Origin of the sequence: Leucobacter tenebrionis (assembly GCF_019884725.1) — a bacterium.
GTDB classification, from domain to species: Bacteria; Actinomycetota; Actinomycetes; order Actinomycetales; family Microbacteriaceae; genus Leucobacter; species Leucobacter tenebrionis.
The window spans coordinates 862,240-875,076 of sequence record NZ_CP082322.1 but is presented as its reverse complement, the minus strand read 5'-3'; the positions used below and the strand labels follow the sequence as shown (position 1 = coordinate 875,076).

Here is a 12,837-nt window from a genome sequence, read left to right as displayed (position 1 = left end):
GTTCACGCTCAGTTGCCGAGGATGCGCTGGTACGCCTGCGAGTAGCGGTTGTCCTCCTCGGCGGTGAGCGAGCGCATGTCGAAGATACGCTTCGACATCGCATCGTCGGGGAAGATGAGCGGGTTCTCGGCGAGTGCGGGGTTCAGCTTCTCCATCGCCTCCCGGGCGCCGGCGACCGGGGTGACGTACTGCACGTATTCGGCGACCTGCGCCGCCACCTCGGGCTCGTAGTAGTAATCGATGAGCTCGTGCACCTGCTCGAACGCCCCCGTCGCCTTCGGCATGCAGAACGAGTCGACGAAGACCGAGGCGCCGGATTCGGGCACCACGAACTTCCAGATCTCCTCGCCGGCGTCCTCGTTGAGGATCGCGATGTCGCCCGACCAGGCCATGCCGGCCCAGACCGTCTCCTGCTCGAGATCCTGAGTGTACGAATTGCCCTTGACGGTAGCGACCTGACCGCTCGAGATGTGCTTCGCCGCTACATCCAGGGCTGCCTCGAACTCGTCGTCGCCCCAGTCGCCCTCGATGTCCACGCCCTGCTCGAGCATGATGAGCGCCAGAGTGTCGTCCTGCTCGGTGAGCAGGTTCACCTTGCCCTTGAGCTCGGGCGCCCACAGGTCCGAGACCTCGCGCACGCCCTTGGGGTACAGCTGAGTGTTGTAGACGAGGCCCGTCATGCCGGCCTGATAGGGGATCGACCACGTGCGCTCGGGGTCGAAGGACGCGTGCTGCACGAGGTCGATCATCTGGGCGTCGACGTTGGGCATGAGAGAGCGATCGAACTCGGTGATCTGCTCCTGCTCGAGCAGCCGCACGAGCGTGGTGTCGGAGGGCACCATCACGTCGTAGCCCGTATCCTGCTCGAGCTTCAGCTGATCCTTGATCTTGGCGATGAACGTCTTGTTGTCGTCGATGTCCTCGAAGTACTCGACGCGGATGTCGCTCTGCTCCATGAAGGCGTCGAGCGAGGGCCAGCCGCCGGTCTCGTCGTCGTAGTCGAGGTAGTAGGTCCAGTTCGCCCAGCGCACGGTACCGCGCGAGCCGTCGCCCGGGCCGCTCGATCCGGCGCAGGCGGCCAGCGAGCCCATGCCCAGCATGGCTGCGCCGAGCGAGGCGCCTCGCAGCAGCTGACGGCGGTTCATGCGGGCGACTCGCGCCCGGTTCACCAGATCTCGCACGACGGGGTCCGACGGCTGACGGAGCATGTTCCCTCCTTTGGAAACGGCGTCGCGGGCGCGACGCATCTCCGCTCCATCTTCACACAGGCGGGAGACGAAGTCCACGCGGGTGTCAATTGCGTTGACAGAGGCTTCGCCTCCCAGGTCCGTCAAAGCAGCCTGGGTCGGCTCGACCGTCTCAGCCGGCGGGGATCCCGCGGGTCAGTCCCCGAGCACCGCGCTGCGGAGCTGCTCGACCAGCGCGGGGTCGGCGGCGAACAGGAACGGCGTCCCCGGAGCGGTGTCCTCGTCGCGCCCGACCGCGGCGGCTCCCGCCTCGCGCGCGATGAGCAGTCCGGCGGCGAAATCCCAGGGCTGCAGCCCGCGCTCGTAGTAGGCGTCGAGACGGCCCGCGGCGAAGTTGCAGAGGTCGTAGGCCGCCGAGCCGATCCTGCGGATGTCGCGCACCAGGGGTAGCACCCTGGTCAGAGCCTCGGCCTGCTCGATCCGCCGCTCCACCGTGTAGCCGAACCCGGTGGCCACGAGCGCGGTGGCCAGCTCGCGCTTGCCGGAGATCGTGATCGGGGAGCCGTTCAGGCGCGATCCGCCGCCCTCCCACGCATCGAAGAGCTCCCCGGTGCGCGGGTTGAAGACCGCCCCGGCGATCGCTCTCCTCCCGTCGGCGCTCGCGGAGGCGTCGGGCACCGTGGCCGCGATGCTCACCGTGTAAGCGGGCAGGTCGTAGAAGTAGTTGACCGTACCGTCGATCGGATCGACGACCCAGGTGATCCCGCTGGTGCCCTCGACCCCGGCGCCCTCCTCGCCGAGCACGCCGTCGTCCGGGCGGGCGGCGAGCAGCGCCTCGACGATCAGCCGCTCCGACTCGCGGTCGGCCTCGGTGACGATATCGACCTCGCTCGACTTGCTCGCGGAGACCGAGACACCGCGGGCGCGCAACTCGAAGATGCGTTCACCCGCGGTGACGGCGACGTCCGCGGCGAGGCGGGCGAGAGACTGAGGATCATGGGCGTTCGAATTCGCAGAGCTCATGATCCCCAGCCTAGAGGCGCTGCGGTTCCGGGCGCGGTCACCGCACCGCGGGCACCTCGTAGGCGTAGGCCTCCTCGCCGTGAGCGCCGGCATCGATACCGGCCTCCTCGACCTCCACGGGCACGCGCAGTCCGGTCGCGGCCTTCACCGCCAGGGCGATGATCAGCGACACCGTGAAGGAGTACACCATCACGGAGACCACCGAGATCGCCTGCACCAGCAGCAGGCCGGCGTCGCCGCCCATGAACAGGCCGTCATCGAAGGCGAAGAAGCCGAGGTAGAGCGAACCGATCACGCCCGCCACCAGGTGCAGGCCGACCACGTCGAGGGAGTCGTCGTAGCCGAGGCGGTACTTCCACTCGATCGCGAACGCGCACGCCGCGCCGGCGATGAGGCCGAGGAGCAGCGCCCACACGGGGGAGAGGTTCGCGGCCGACGGAGTGATGGCCACGAGGCCGCCGACGGCGCCGGAGGCGGCTCCGATCACACCGGGCTTCTTGCCGCGCAGCACGTCGACGATGATCCAGCCCACGATGCCTGCGGCGGGCGCCCCCAGCGTATTGACGAGGATCAGGCCGGCCTCGCCCGTCTCGGTGGCGAGCCCGGAGTTGAAGCCGATCCACCCGAACCACAGCAGTGCGGCGCCGATCGTCACGAGCGGAATGCTGTGCGGCTTGTGCGATCCCGGCCCGAAGCCGAGGCGCTTGCCCGCGACGAGTGCGAGCGCGAGGGCCGCCGCGCCGGCGTTGATGTGGATCACGGTGCCCCCGGCGAGGTCGATCACCTCGGGCGTTCCGAGTGCGCCGCCGAGGTTCTGGATCCAACCCCCGCCCCACACCCACGCCGCGACGGGGAAGTAGACGAGCGTCGCCCACACGCCCGAGAACAGCACCCACGAGCCGAGGCCGACCCGGTCGGCGATCGCGCCCGAGATGAGCGCCGTCGTGATCATCGCGAACACCGCGCCGAACCCGACGCCGATGAAGTCCGCGGGTGCGGTGTCGATCAGCCCGAAGTCCTTGAACGGGCTACCCGCGAAACCGCTCTCTCCCTCGGCGAAGTAGTTCATGCTGTAGCCGAAGAGGATCCACAGCACTCCGACCACCCCCATCGCGCTCACGCTGAAGAGCATCATGTTCACCACCGAGCGCACGCGCACGAGCCCGCCGTAGAAGAGGGCGAGTCCGGGTGTCATGATGAGTACGAGCGCGGTGCTCGCGAGCGTCCACACGTCCTGCGGTGTGAGTTCCATGGCTGCCGCCTTTCCCTGTGCCGGCGTCGAGCCGGGATCCATCGTGCGACCAGTGTGCGCCGTCGCTGTTTCATGACGGTCTCAAGGCGGTGACGCGAGGATCACCGGTGTGTTTCGAGGGTGTCACGTCGGGCGGAGACCGCCGCGGCGGCGAAACGGTGCTAAGATGTACAGGTTGCCGTTAGAACGGCCGCGGATAAAGAGAGCCCCAGCATCCCGCTGACGGCGCCGCGCAGCAACAGAAAGGGGATCCCTATGGCACTGAGTGCAGAAGTCAAGAAGGCGATCATCGACGAGTACGCGACCAAGCCCGGTGACACCGGTTCCCCCGAGGTGCAGGTCGCAATGCTCTCGCAGCGGATCAAGGATCTGACCGAGCACCTCAAGGCTCACAAGCACGATCACCACTCGCGCCGTGGCCTGCTGCTGCTCGTCGGTCAGCGCCGTCGTCTCCTGGGCTACCTCCAGAACGTCGACATCAACCGCTACCGTTCGCTCATCGAGCGTCTGGGTCTGCGCCGCTAATCGATCGCCGCTCGGACTTACTGCGAAGCGCCCCGTTCCTCCCTGGAGGAGCGGGGCGCTTCTGCGTGTGCGGGCGGGCACGGCGCAACGCCCTCAGTTCGTCTCGTTCAAGTAGGAGATCTTGATCCACGCGGGCGGGTCTCCGGGAGATTCACCCGCGTGGAGCAGGATCTCCTACCCGGGGACGGCGAGTGCGGTGCGAACCGCGCACGCGAAAGCCCCCTCGGGCGCCGGTGGGCAGCCGAGGGGGCTCGATCCTGAAGCGATCCCGGCTCAGGAGCGGGTTCGCGAGATCAGATCTTCGAGGAGGCGTCCTTCAGAACGCTGCGAAGGATGCCGCCGATCTCTGCGAACTCCGACGGACCGATGGTCAGCGGGGGAGCGAGCTGGATGACGGGGTCTCCTCGGTCGTCGGCGCGGCAGTACAGGCCGGCCTCCCACAGAGCGGGCGACAGGTAGTCGCGCAGGAGCCGGTCCGACTCCTCCTCGTTGAAGGTCTCCTTGGTGGCCTTGTCCTTGACGAGCTCGATGCCGAAGAAGTAGCCCTCGCCGCGCACGTCACCGACGATGTCGATGTCGAGCAGCTTCTCGAGCTCGGCGCGGAACAGCGGGCTGTTCTCGCGCACGCGGCCGTTGAGGTCCTCTTCCTCGAAGATGTCGAGGTTCTCGAGGGCGGCAGCGGCGGCGGCCGGGTGACCGGCGAAGGTGAAGCCGTGGTAGAAGGTGTTCTCGGTCGAGTTGAAGGGCTCCGAGACCTTGTCCGAGACGATCATGGCACCGAGGGGCACGTAGCCCGAGGTGATGCCCTTCGCCGAGGTGATGATGTCGGGCTCGTAGCCGAGCGCCTTCGAAGCGAAGAAGTCGCCGATGCGGCCGTAGGCGCAGATGACCTCATCCGAGACGAGCAGCACGTCGTACTGGTCGCAGATCTCGCGAACGCGCTTGAAGTATCCGGGGGGAGGCGGGAAGCAGCCGCCCGAGTTCTGCACCGGCTCGAGGAAGACGGCCGCGACGGTCTCGGGACCCTCGAAGAGGATCGCCTCCTCGATGCGGTTCGCAGCCCACTGGCCGAATGCCTCGACGTCGTCGCTGGGCGCGCCCATCTCTTCTGCGCGGTAGAAGTTGGTGTTCGGCACGCGGTGACCGCCGGGGGTCAGCGGCTCGTAGAACTTCTTCATGTCGGGGATGCCGGTGATGGCCAGCGCGCCCTGGGGGGTGCCGTGGTAGGCGACCGAGCGCGAGATGACCTTGTGCTTCATCGGCTGGCCCTTGATCTTCCAGAAGTGCTTCGCCAGCTTGAACGCCGACTCCACGGCCTCGCCGCCGCCGGTGGTGAAGAAGACCTTGTTCATGTCGCCGGGGGCGTACGAAGCGAGGCGCTCCGACAGCTCGACGGCGGCGGGGTGCGCGTACGACCAGAGCGGCATGAAGTCGAGCTGCTTCATCTGCTTCGCGGCAGCCTGGACGATGCGGTCGCGGCCGTGGCCGGCGTTCACGACGAACAGGCCCGCGAGGCCGTCGATGTACTGCTTGCCGGCAGCGTCGTAGATGTGGTGGCCCTCTGCGCGGGTGATGACGGGGATGCCGTCGTTGAGCACCTTGCGGTTGGTGAAGTGCGGCCACATGTGGTCGCGGGCCGAAGCCTGGAGCGCGGCGGCGTCCACGGCTGCAGTGGGATCGTAGGACATGGTTATCTTGTTCCCCAGTCGTATTTCTGTTTGGTGAGTTGGAGGTAGACGAAGCTCTCGGTCGCCGCAACGCCGTCGATCCCGCGGATCTTCTCGTTGAGCAGTTCGATGAGGCCCTCGTCGTCCTCGCAGACAACCTCGGCGAGGATGTCGAAGGAGCCAGCGCTGAGTACCACGTAACTGATCTCCGGCATCTCGGCGAGACGATCGGCGACGACCCTGGTGTCACCGGAAACGCGGATGCCGAGCATTGCTTGTCGGCTGAAGCCGAGTCGCATCGGGTCCGTCACTGCAACGATCTGCATGACCCCGGCATCCGTGAGCTTCTGCACGCGCTGTCGCACGGCGGCCTCGCTGAGGCCGACCGCTTTGCCGATCTCCGCGTACGAACGACGACCATCGCGCTGAAGCTGCTCGATGATCGCCTTCGACGTCGCGTCGAGTGCGGGCGAGGTGCGTTTGGTGCTCACGCCACTGATTCTTGCAGTGAAATGTCGAAAAAGCAAAGGAATCCGAAGAAAACTGGATTGGAATCTACTTATCCCAGCCTTGAGCAGCGATCGAACCGGGATCGGCACCGCCATTCGGTATTGTACGTCGTCCGCGCCCCTCGCGGGGCGAGTGCGCGGGGCGGCGAGGATCGAGTTCGTGCTTCGGAATGCGTGGAACAGGCCCCGGATCTCTATCGGAAACCGCAGCACCGTGTCTGCGATGTAACCGTTTCATGTCGAAATGTGAGGCGCGCGGGATGCGAGCTTGGCATCGCTTCCCTCTCTGTGCCATTCTCATCTTCACACCCGGCAGTGCGGCCGATCGCGTTGCCGGTGCCACCCGTGAGAACCAAGGGAGATGCTCATGGCACGTCAGCCCGAAGACCCGATCGTCCGAAATATCGTCCAGATGCTGCGCGGAGCTCAGCTCAACCGTCGGCAGCTGCTCCGCGGTGCCGCGGTGGGGGCAGCCGGGGCCGGCGCGCTCGGCCTCTCCGCGTGCTCCGGCGGCGGAGGCGGGGGCGGGGGAGACGGCATCGTCTGGGGCAACTGGACCTACTACCTCGACTACGACGAGTCGACCGGGTCGTACCCGTCGCTCGACGCCTTCATGGACGAGGCGGGGTTCAACGTCGACTACGTCGAGGACATCGACGACAACAACACCTTCTACGGCAAGATCAAGGACCAGCTGAAGCTCGACCAGTACACCGGCTACGACGTGGTCACCTTCACCGATTGGATGAACGCCCGTCTCATCGAAGCCGGCCAGGTGCAGGAATTCGACTACGCCAATCTGTCGAACGTCGAGGCCAACCTGGTGGACGCGCAGTGGGATGCGCTCGACGTCGATTCCGGCCGCAAATTCTCGATCCCGTGGCAGTTGCCGGCGTCGGGCTGGGTATGGAACACGGAGGCCGTGCCGGGCGGGATCAAGACCCTCGACGACTTCCTGAAGCCCGAGCTCAAGGGCAAGGTGGTGGTGCTCAGCGAGATGCGCGACACCATCGGCATGGTGCTCGCGGGCCTCGGCTACGACCCCAACGGCGACTGGGGCGACAAGGAGTTCGACGAGGCGCTCGCGTGGCTCGACGACGCCCTGCAGAGCGGCCAGATCGGCAACGTGAAGGGCAACAGCTACACGCAGGACCTCATCACGGGCGACGCCCTCGCCGCGATGGCGTGGACCGGTGACGTGGTCATGCTGAACGCCGAGAACGACAACCAGTGGACGCTCGAGATCCCCGAGTCGGGCGGCATGATCGCGGCCGACTCCTTCACCGTCCCCAACGGCACCTCCGCCGAGGCGAAGAAGCAGGTCGAGCAGATGATCGACTACTACTACGACCCCGTCGTGATGGCCGAGGTCGCCGACTACGTCACCTTCATCCCGCCCGTGAAGGGCACTCAGGAAGAGATGCGGAAGATCAACCCCGACAACGCCGAGAACCCGCTCATCTTCCCGAGCGATGCCGACTGGGAGCACCTGCACCCCTTCCGCAGCCTCACCGCCGAGGAGGACAAGCGCTACTCGACCGCCTTCCAGAACGTGCTGGGGCTGTAGACATGACGGAGAACTCACTCGCGACATCCGGCGCAGACCTCGAACTCGTCGGCATCCAGAAGCGATTCCCCGGCTTCACGGCCGTCGAGAACCTCGACCTGAAGATCCCCGCGGGATCCTTCTTCGCGCTGCTCGGCCCCTCGGGCTGCGGCAAGACGACCACGCTGCGCCTCGTCGCCGGGCTCGAAGACCCGACGCAGGGCAAGATCCTCATCGGCGGCAAGGACGTCAGCGGTCTGAAGCCCCACAAGCGACAGGTCAACACGGTCTTCCAGTCGTACGCGCTCTTCCCGCACATGACGATCCTCGAGAACGTCGCGTTCGGCCTGCGCCGCCGCAAGTCCGCCGACCCCGTCGGGAAGGCGCACGAGGCCCTGCGGCTCGTCGAGCTCGACCACGTCGCCGATCGCAAGCCCGCGCAGCTCTCGGGCGGGCAGCAGCAGCGCGTGGCGCTCGCCCGCGCCGTGGTCAACCGGCCCGCGCTGCTGCTGCTCGACGAGCCGCTCGGCGCCCTCGACCTGAAGCTGCGTCGCCAGATGCAGCAGGAGCTCAAGCAGATCCAGCAGGAGGTCGGTCTCACCTTCCTCCACGTCACGCACGACCAGGAGGAGGCCATGACCATGGCCGATACGGTCGCGGTGATGAACAAGGGCCGGATCGAGCAGATGGGCGCCCCTGAGGAGCTCTACGAGCTGCCCCGCACCGTGTTCGTCGCGAACTTCCTCGGCCAGTCGAATCTCTTCGCCGTCGATGTGGTCGGCGGCTCGGACCAGGTGCTGCACACCGACCTGCTCGGCACGCGGATCTCGGTGCCCCGCTCGCGCAGCGAGCGGGAGAGCGGATCCATCACCGTGGGCGTGCGCCCCGAGAAGATGACGCTCGGCACCGCGCCCGTCGAGCCGGACGCAGGCCTCAACGCGATCGGCCCGGGCCGCGTCACCGATGTCTCCTTCATCGGCGTCAGCACGCAGTACACGGTCGAGCTCCCGGGATCGGCCCCGGTGCAGGTCTTCCAGCAGAACCTGCAGGCCGGCCCGACCGCCGCCCTCGGCGACGAGGTGTGGCTGAGCTGGCGCGTGGAGCACACCTTCGGCCTCGCCGATGATCGCCTCGAGACCGGCGCCCTCACCGCCGACCTCTCGACCCAGGCCATCGCGGCGCACGCAGCGCTCGGCGAGTAGGGGGCAGCTATGGCATTCACCGCCTTTTCGGCCTCCGCGAAGGCCGTCGAACAGGCGCCCCGCAAGAAGGGGTGGGTCGCGCTGCTGCTGCTCGCGCCCGGCATCGCGTACATGCTGCTGTTCTTCGTGGCGCCCTTCATCCAGCTCGCGCTCACCTCGCTGCAGGCCCCCGACGAGGGCGGCGGCATCGGGCAGTACGTCGCGGCCATGCAGTTCTCGAACTACTGGGTCGCGCTGCAGGAGTACTGGCCGCACCTGGTCCGCTCGTTCGTCTACGCGGTCATCGCGACTGTCGTGGGCCTGCTGATCAGCTACCCGATCGCGTACCTCATCGGCGTGCGCGTGCGCTCGCGGCCTCTGCTGCAGGGCGTGCTGCTGATCCTGGTCGTCGCGCCGTTCTTCATCAGCCTGCTGCTGCGGACGCTCGCCTGGAAGTCGATCCTGCCGAACGAGTGGATCGGCACGCACTTCTCCGTGATCTTCGGGTTGATCTACAACTTCATCCCCTTCATGGTGCTGCCGATCTTCTCGTCGCTGCAGGCGCTCGACCTGCGGTTGCTGGAGGCCGGATCCGACCTCTACGCGTCGCCGGTCACCACCTTCCGCAAGGTGACACTGCCGCTGTCGATACCCGGAGTGGTCTCGGGCACGCTGCTGAGTTTCATCCCGATGTCGGGCGACTACGTGGTCGCCTCGCGCGAGTTCTTGGGCGGCACCTCGACCACGATGATCGGTAACGTCATCGAGTCGAACTTCCTGCAGACGCAGAACTACCCGATGGCCGCGACGCTGTCGATCATTCTCATGCTCATCATCCTGGCGATCGTCGCCACATACGTGCGCAAGAGCGGGGCGGAGGATCTGCTGTGAAGAATTTCAGTCTGGGCAAGGCCTTCGTGCCGGTCGTCGCGACGGTCGCGCTCATCTACCTACTGCTGCCGATCCTGCACGTCATCCTGTTCTCCTTCAACGATGCCGGCCGCAACAACATCATCTGGCGAGGGTTCACGCTCGACAACTGGCAGAACCCCTGCGGCGCTCCGCAGGTCTGCCAGGCGTTCGGCAATAGCATCCTCATCGGCGTGGTCGCGACCGTGATCGCCACGGTGCTCGGCACGATGATCGCCATCGCGCTGGTGCGCTACAAGTTCAAGGGCCGTTCGACGGTCAGCCTGCTGCTGTTCACCCCGATGGCCACGCCCGAGGTGGTGCTCGGCGCGGGTCTCGCCGCGCAGTTCCTGCTCGCGGGCGTGGAGAAGGGGATCGGCACGATCATCCTCGCGCATACGATGTTCTGCATCTCGTACGTCGTGGTGGCGGTGAAGGCCCGCGTGGCGAGTCTCGATCCGGCGATCGAGGAGGCGGGGCGGGATCTCTACGCCTCGCCGGGGCAGGTGTTCTGGCGGATCACCCTGCCCATGCTCATGCCGGGCATCATCGGTGCGGCGCTGCTCTCGTTCGCGCTGTCGTTCGACGACTTCATCATCACGAACTTCAACTCGGGCACCGCGACCACCTTCCCGAAGTTCATCTACGTCTCGGCGCTCAAGGGCGTGCCGGCGCAGGCGAACGTGCTCGCGTCGATCGTGTTCATCGGCGCGCTGCTGCTGGTGATCATCGTGCAGATGGTGAACATCAACAAGCAGAAGAGACTGGCGCGGCAGTAGCTCCACGCGCCTCTCGCCGCCGCGCTTCTCGCGCAGCTCTCGGCCCCCACCGCAGAATCTGCGGCGGGGGCCGAGAGCTTTTGCGTCGCGGGCCGCATCGGGTGCAGGATGTTTGGCTGGCGGGAAGTCCCGCAGCAGACCAGGACGCAGCGGGGCGGACTCGCCCGGGCGATCCTCCGACTCTCGGAGAGCACATGACGAAGACGTTGATGCCGGCGGCCAAGCGCGGCGGAACCCTCAAGCGAAGCCTCGGGCTCTGGGCCATCGTCGGCCTCGGCCTCGGGTACATGACTCCGACGGTGGTCTTCGACACCTTCGGCCTCGTCGCGCGCGACACGAACAACGTCGTGCCGCTCGCCTACGCGGTCGCGCTCATCGTGATGGTCTTCACGGCGATCAGCTACGGCAAGATCGCGGGTGCGATCCCGAGCGCCGGATCCGCGTACACCTATGCCCGCGAGTCGATGCACCCGAATGTGGGCTTCCTCGTGGGGTGGACCGCGCTCATCGACTACATGCTCCTCCCGATGGTGAACTGCCTCATCATCCGCAGCTACCTCGAGGCGTTCTTCCCGGCCGTGCCGGGATGGGTCTGGGTGATCCTCTACGTCGTCTTCGTGACGGGCATCATCTACCTGACGATGCGCGGCACCTCGAACGTGAACATGATCCTGCTCGTGTTCTCGATCGCGGTCATGGCCGTGTTCGTGCTCCTGGTGATCGTGCAGCTCGCCGGCGGCGCCGGTGTCGGCGGCGTCGTCACGGTGCAGCCCTTCTTCCACAGCGGCGTCGAGTTCGGCGCGGTGCTCGCGGGCGCCACGATCGTCTGCTTCTCGTTCATCGGCTTCGACGCGGTCACCATGTACGCCGAGGAGGCCAAGACCCCGAAGATCATGCCGAAGGCGATCCTGCTCACCGTCGTGCTCGGCGGCGCGATCTTCCTCGTCGCCGGCTACTTCACCCAGCAGCGCTTCCCAGACTGGAACGAGTTCGCCCCCGGCGGCGACATGCAGTTCGTCGAGGACTCGACCCTCCCGATCATCGGCGAGCTGGTCGGCGGCAAGGTGCTCGCCGCGGTGCTCACCGCGGCCGGCTTCGCGGCGACGCTCGCATCGGGTCTCGCGTCGCACGCTTCCGTCTCGCGCATGCTGCTCGTCATGGGCCGCAACAACGTGATCCCGAAACGGGTATTCGGCTACATCAACCCGAAGACGCACACCCCGACCTTCAACATCGTGCTCACCGGCGCGATCTCGCTGCTCGCGATCGCCTTCACCCTCGAGATGATCGCGGCCTACATCAACTACGGCGCGCTCATCGCCTTCACCTTCGTGAACCTCTCGGTGATCGCTTGGTTCGCGATCCGCAAGGGCCGCCGGCGCACGCCGAAGGACATCTTCACGTACATCGTGATGCCGGTCATCGGCACGGCTCTCACCGGGCTGCTCTGGGTGAACCTCGACGGGCACGCCCTGCTCGGGGGTCTCATCTGGACCGGACTCGGCTTCGTCTACCTGGTCTTCATCACGAAGGGCTTCCGTCGGAAAGTAGCCTCCTTCGACGAGAACCAGCCCGTCACCGGCTACAACAAGGTGGTCGAGCACGAGCCCGTCGAGTAGCGCGCCTCGGCACGCTCCCGACGGGTGCGCGGGTCGAGCAGCGGCAGTGTGATCCCGCACAGCGGCCCGATGAGTAGGGCGAACGCGAGCGTGCCGGGGCCCGCGTCGCCGCCGAGCGCCCAGCCGATGAGCAGCACGGTGATCTCGACGCCGGTTCGGCCGACCCAGATGGGGGTGCCGAAGCGGAGGTGGATCCCGGTCATCAGCCCGTCTCGCGGCCCGGGCCCGAGGTGCGCGCCGATGTAGAGGCCGCTCGCGACGGCGAGCAGCACGAGACCGAAGGCGAAGCAGGCGACGCGCGCCCAGAGCGCCTCGGGAGCCGGTAGCAGCCACAGGCCGAGCTCGATCCCGGGGCCGACGAGGAGGATGTTGAGGACGGTGCCGATCCCGGGCCGCTGCCGCAGCGGGATCCAGAGCAGCAGCACCGCGAGGCCGATGAGGTTGGTGAGCAGGCCGATGCTCAGACCGCTGTGGACGGCGAGGCCCTGCGCGAACACGGTCCAGGGGTCGACGCCGATCGCGGCGCGGATCATGAACGCGTCCGCGATCCCGTAGAGGAGGAGGCCGGGGACGAGGCGCAGGAGTCGCGGGGTCATGGTGATCAGTCCACCGCAGATTGGACTGGTTTCCAAGAGGCCAA

At 66.7% G+C, this 12,837-nt stretch carries 12 protein-coding genes; 6 read left to right on the top strand and 6 right to left on the bottom strand.

The annotated features are described in order from the left end of the window. Positions 1-8: 8 nt before the first annotated feature. The 3 genes from KVY00_RS04130 to KVY00_RS04120 all read right to left on the bottom strand — a co-directional run bounded on the left by KVY00_RS04130 (position 9) and on the right by KVY00_RS04120 (position 3,462). Complete coding sequence (locus KVY00_RS04130) at positions 9-1,208, bottom strand: ABC transporter substrate-binding protein (RefSeq protein WP_223044469.1); 1,200 nt, start codon at positions 1,206-1,208, stop codon at positions 9-11. Between the two features lie 174 nt (positions 1,209-1,382). Continuing rightward, entirely contained in the window at positions 1,383-2,210 is an 828-nt protein-coding gene (locus KVY00_RS04125) for an inositol monophosphatase family protein (protein ID WP_223044468.1), read from the bottom strand. Positions 2,211-2,247: 37 nt separating this feature from the next. Then, positions 2,248-3,462 carry an ammonium transporter gene (locus KVY00_RS04120; RefSeq protein WP_223044467.1) on the bottom strand — a complete coding sequence of 405 codons (1,215 nt, stop codon included), beginning with the start codon at positions 3,460-3,462 and terminating at the stop codon, positions 2,248-2,250. A 255-nt stretch (positions 3,463-3,717) separates the two neighbouring features. Here KVY00_RS04120 and rpsO point away from each other — a divergent pair, with 255 nt between their 5' ends. After that, on the top strand, positions 3,718-3,987 hold the full coding sequence (rpsO, locus tag KVY00_RS04115) for a 30S ribosomal protein S15 (protein WP_223044466.1): 270 nt from the start codon (positions 3,718-3,720) through the stop codon (positions 3,985-3,987). A gap of 293 nt (positions 3,988-4,280) precedes the next feature. Here rpsO and KVY00_RS04110 read toward each other — a convergent pair whose 3' ends face one another. Both KVY00_RS04110 and KVY00_RS04105 read right to left on the bottom strand, forming a co-directional pair. Then, positions 4,281-5,675, bottom strand: a complete 1,395-nt coding sequence (locus KVY00_RS04110; protein WP_223044465.1) for an aspartate aminotransferase family protein — start codon at positions 5,673-5,675, stop codon at positions 4,281-4,283. Between the two features lie 2 nt (positions 5,676-5,677). Next, positions 5,678-6,145 (bottom strand): Lrp/AsnC family transcriptional regulator, encoded by a 468-nt coding sequence (locus tag KVY00_RS04105; protein ID WP_223044464.1) that lies wholly within the window; start codon positions 6,143-6,145, stop codon positions 5,678-5,680. A 385-nt stretch (positions 6,146-6,530) separates the two neighbouring features. On the opposite strand from KVY00_RS04105, the gene KVY00_RS04100 reads away from it, so the two are divergent. The 5 genes from KVY00_RS04100 (at position 6,531) to KVY00_RS04080 (ending at position 12,197) form a co-directional block, all read left to right on the top strand. Beyond that, positions 6,531-7,730 (top strand): ABC transporter substrate-binding protein, encoded by a 1,200-nt coding sequence (locus KVY00_RS04100; RefSeq protein ID WP_223044463.1) that lies wholly within the window; start codon positions 6,531-6,533, stop codon positions 7,728-7,730. A gap of 2 nt (positions 7,731-7,732) precedes the next feature. Next, positions 7,733-8,911 carry an ABC transporter ATP-binding protein gene (locus KVY00_RS04095; RefSeq protein ID WP_223044462.1) on the top strand — a complete coding sequence of 393 codons (1,179 nt, stop codon included), beginning with the start codon at positions 7,733-7,735 and terminating at the stop codon, positions 8,909-8,911. Positions 8,912-8,920: 9 nt separating this feature from the next. Beyond that, positions 8,921-9,781: an ABC transporter permease gene (locus KVY00_RS04090; protein ID WP_223044461.1), complete on the top strand. Its 861-nt coding sequence runs from the start codon at positions 8,921-8,923 to the stop codon at positions 9,779-9,781. Next, a complete protein-coding gene (locus KVY00_RS04085) occupies positions 9,778-10,578 on the top strand; it encodes an ABC transporter permease (protein WP_223044460.1) in 801 nt (266 codons plus the stop codon). The genes KVY00_RS04090 and KVY00_RS04085 overlap by 4 nt, the downstream gene beginning before the upstream one ends. 194 nt (positions 10,579-10,772) lie before the next feature. Beyond that, entirely contained in the window at positions 10,773-12,197 is a 1,425-nt protein-coding gene (locus KVY00_RS04080; RefSeq protein WP_255572751.1) for an APC family permease, read from the top strand. Here the strand turns inward: KVY00_RS04080 and yczE are convergent. Then, on the bottom strand, positions 12,161-12,793 hold the full coding sequence (yczE, locus tag KVY00_RS04075) for a membrane protein YczE (RefSeq protein ID WP_223044459.1): 633 nt from the start codon (positions 12,791-12,793) through the stop codon (positions 12,161-12,163). The genes KVY00_RS04080 and yczE overlap by 37 nt on opposite strands. Positions 12,794-12,837: the final 44 nt, after the last annotated feature.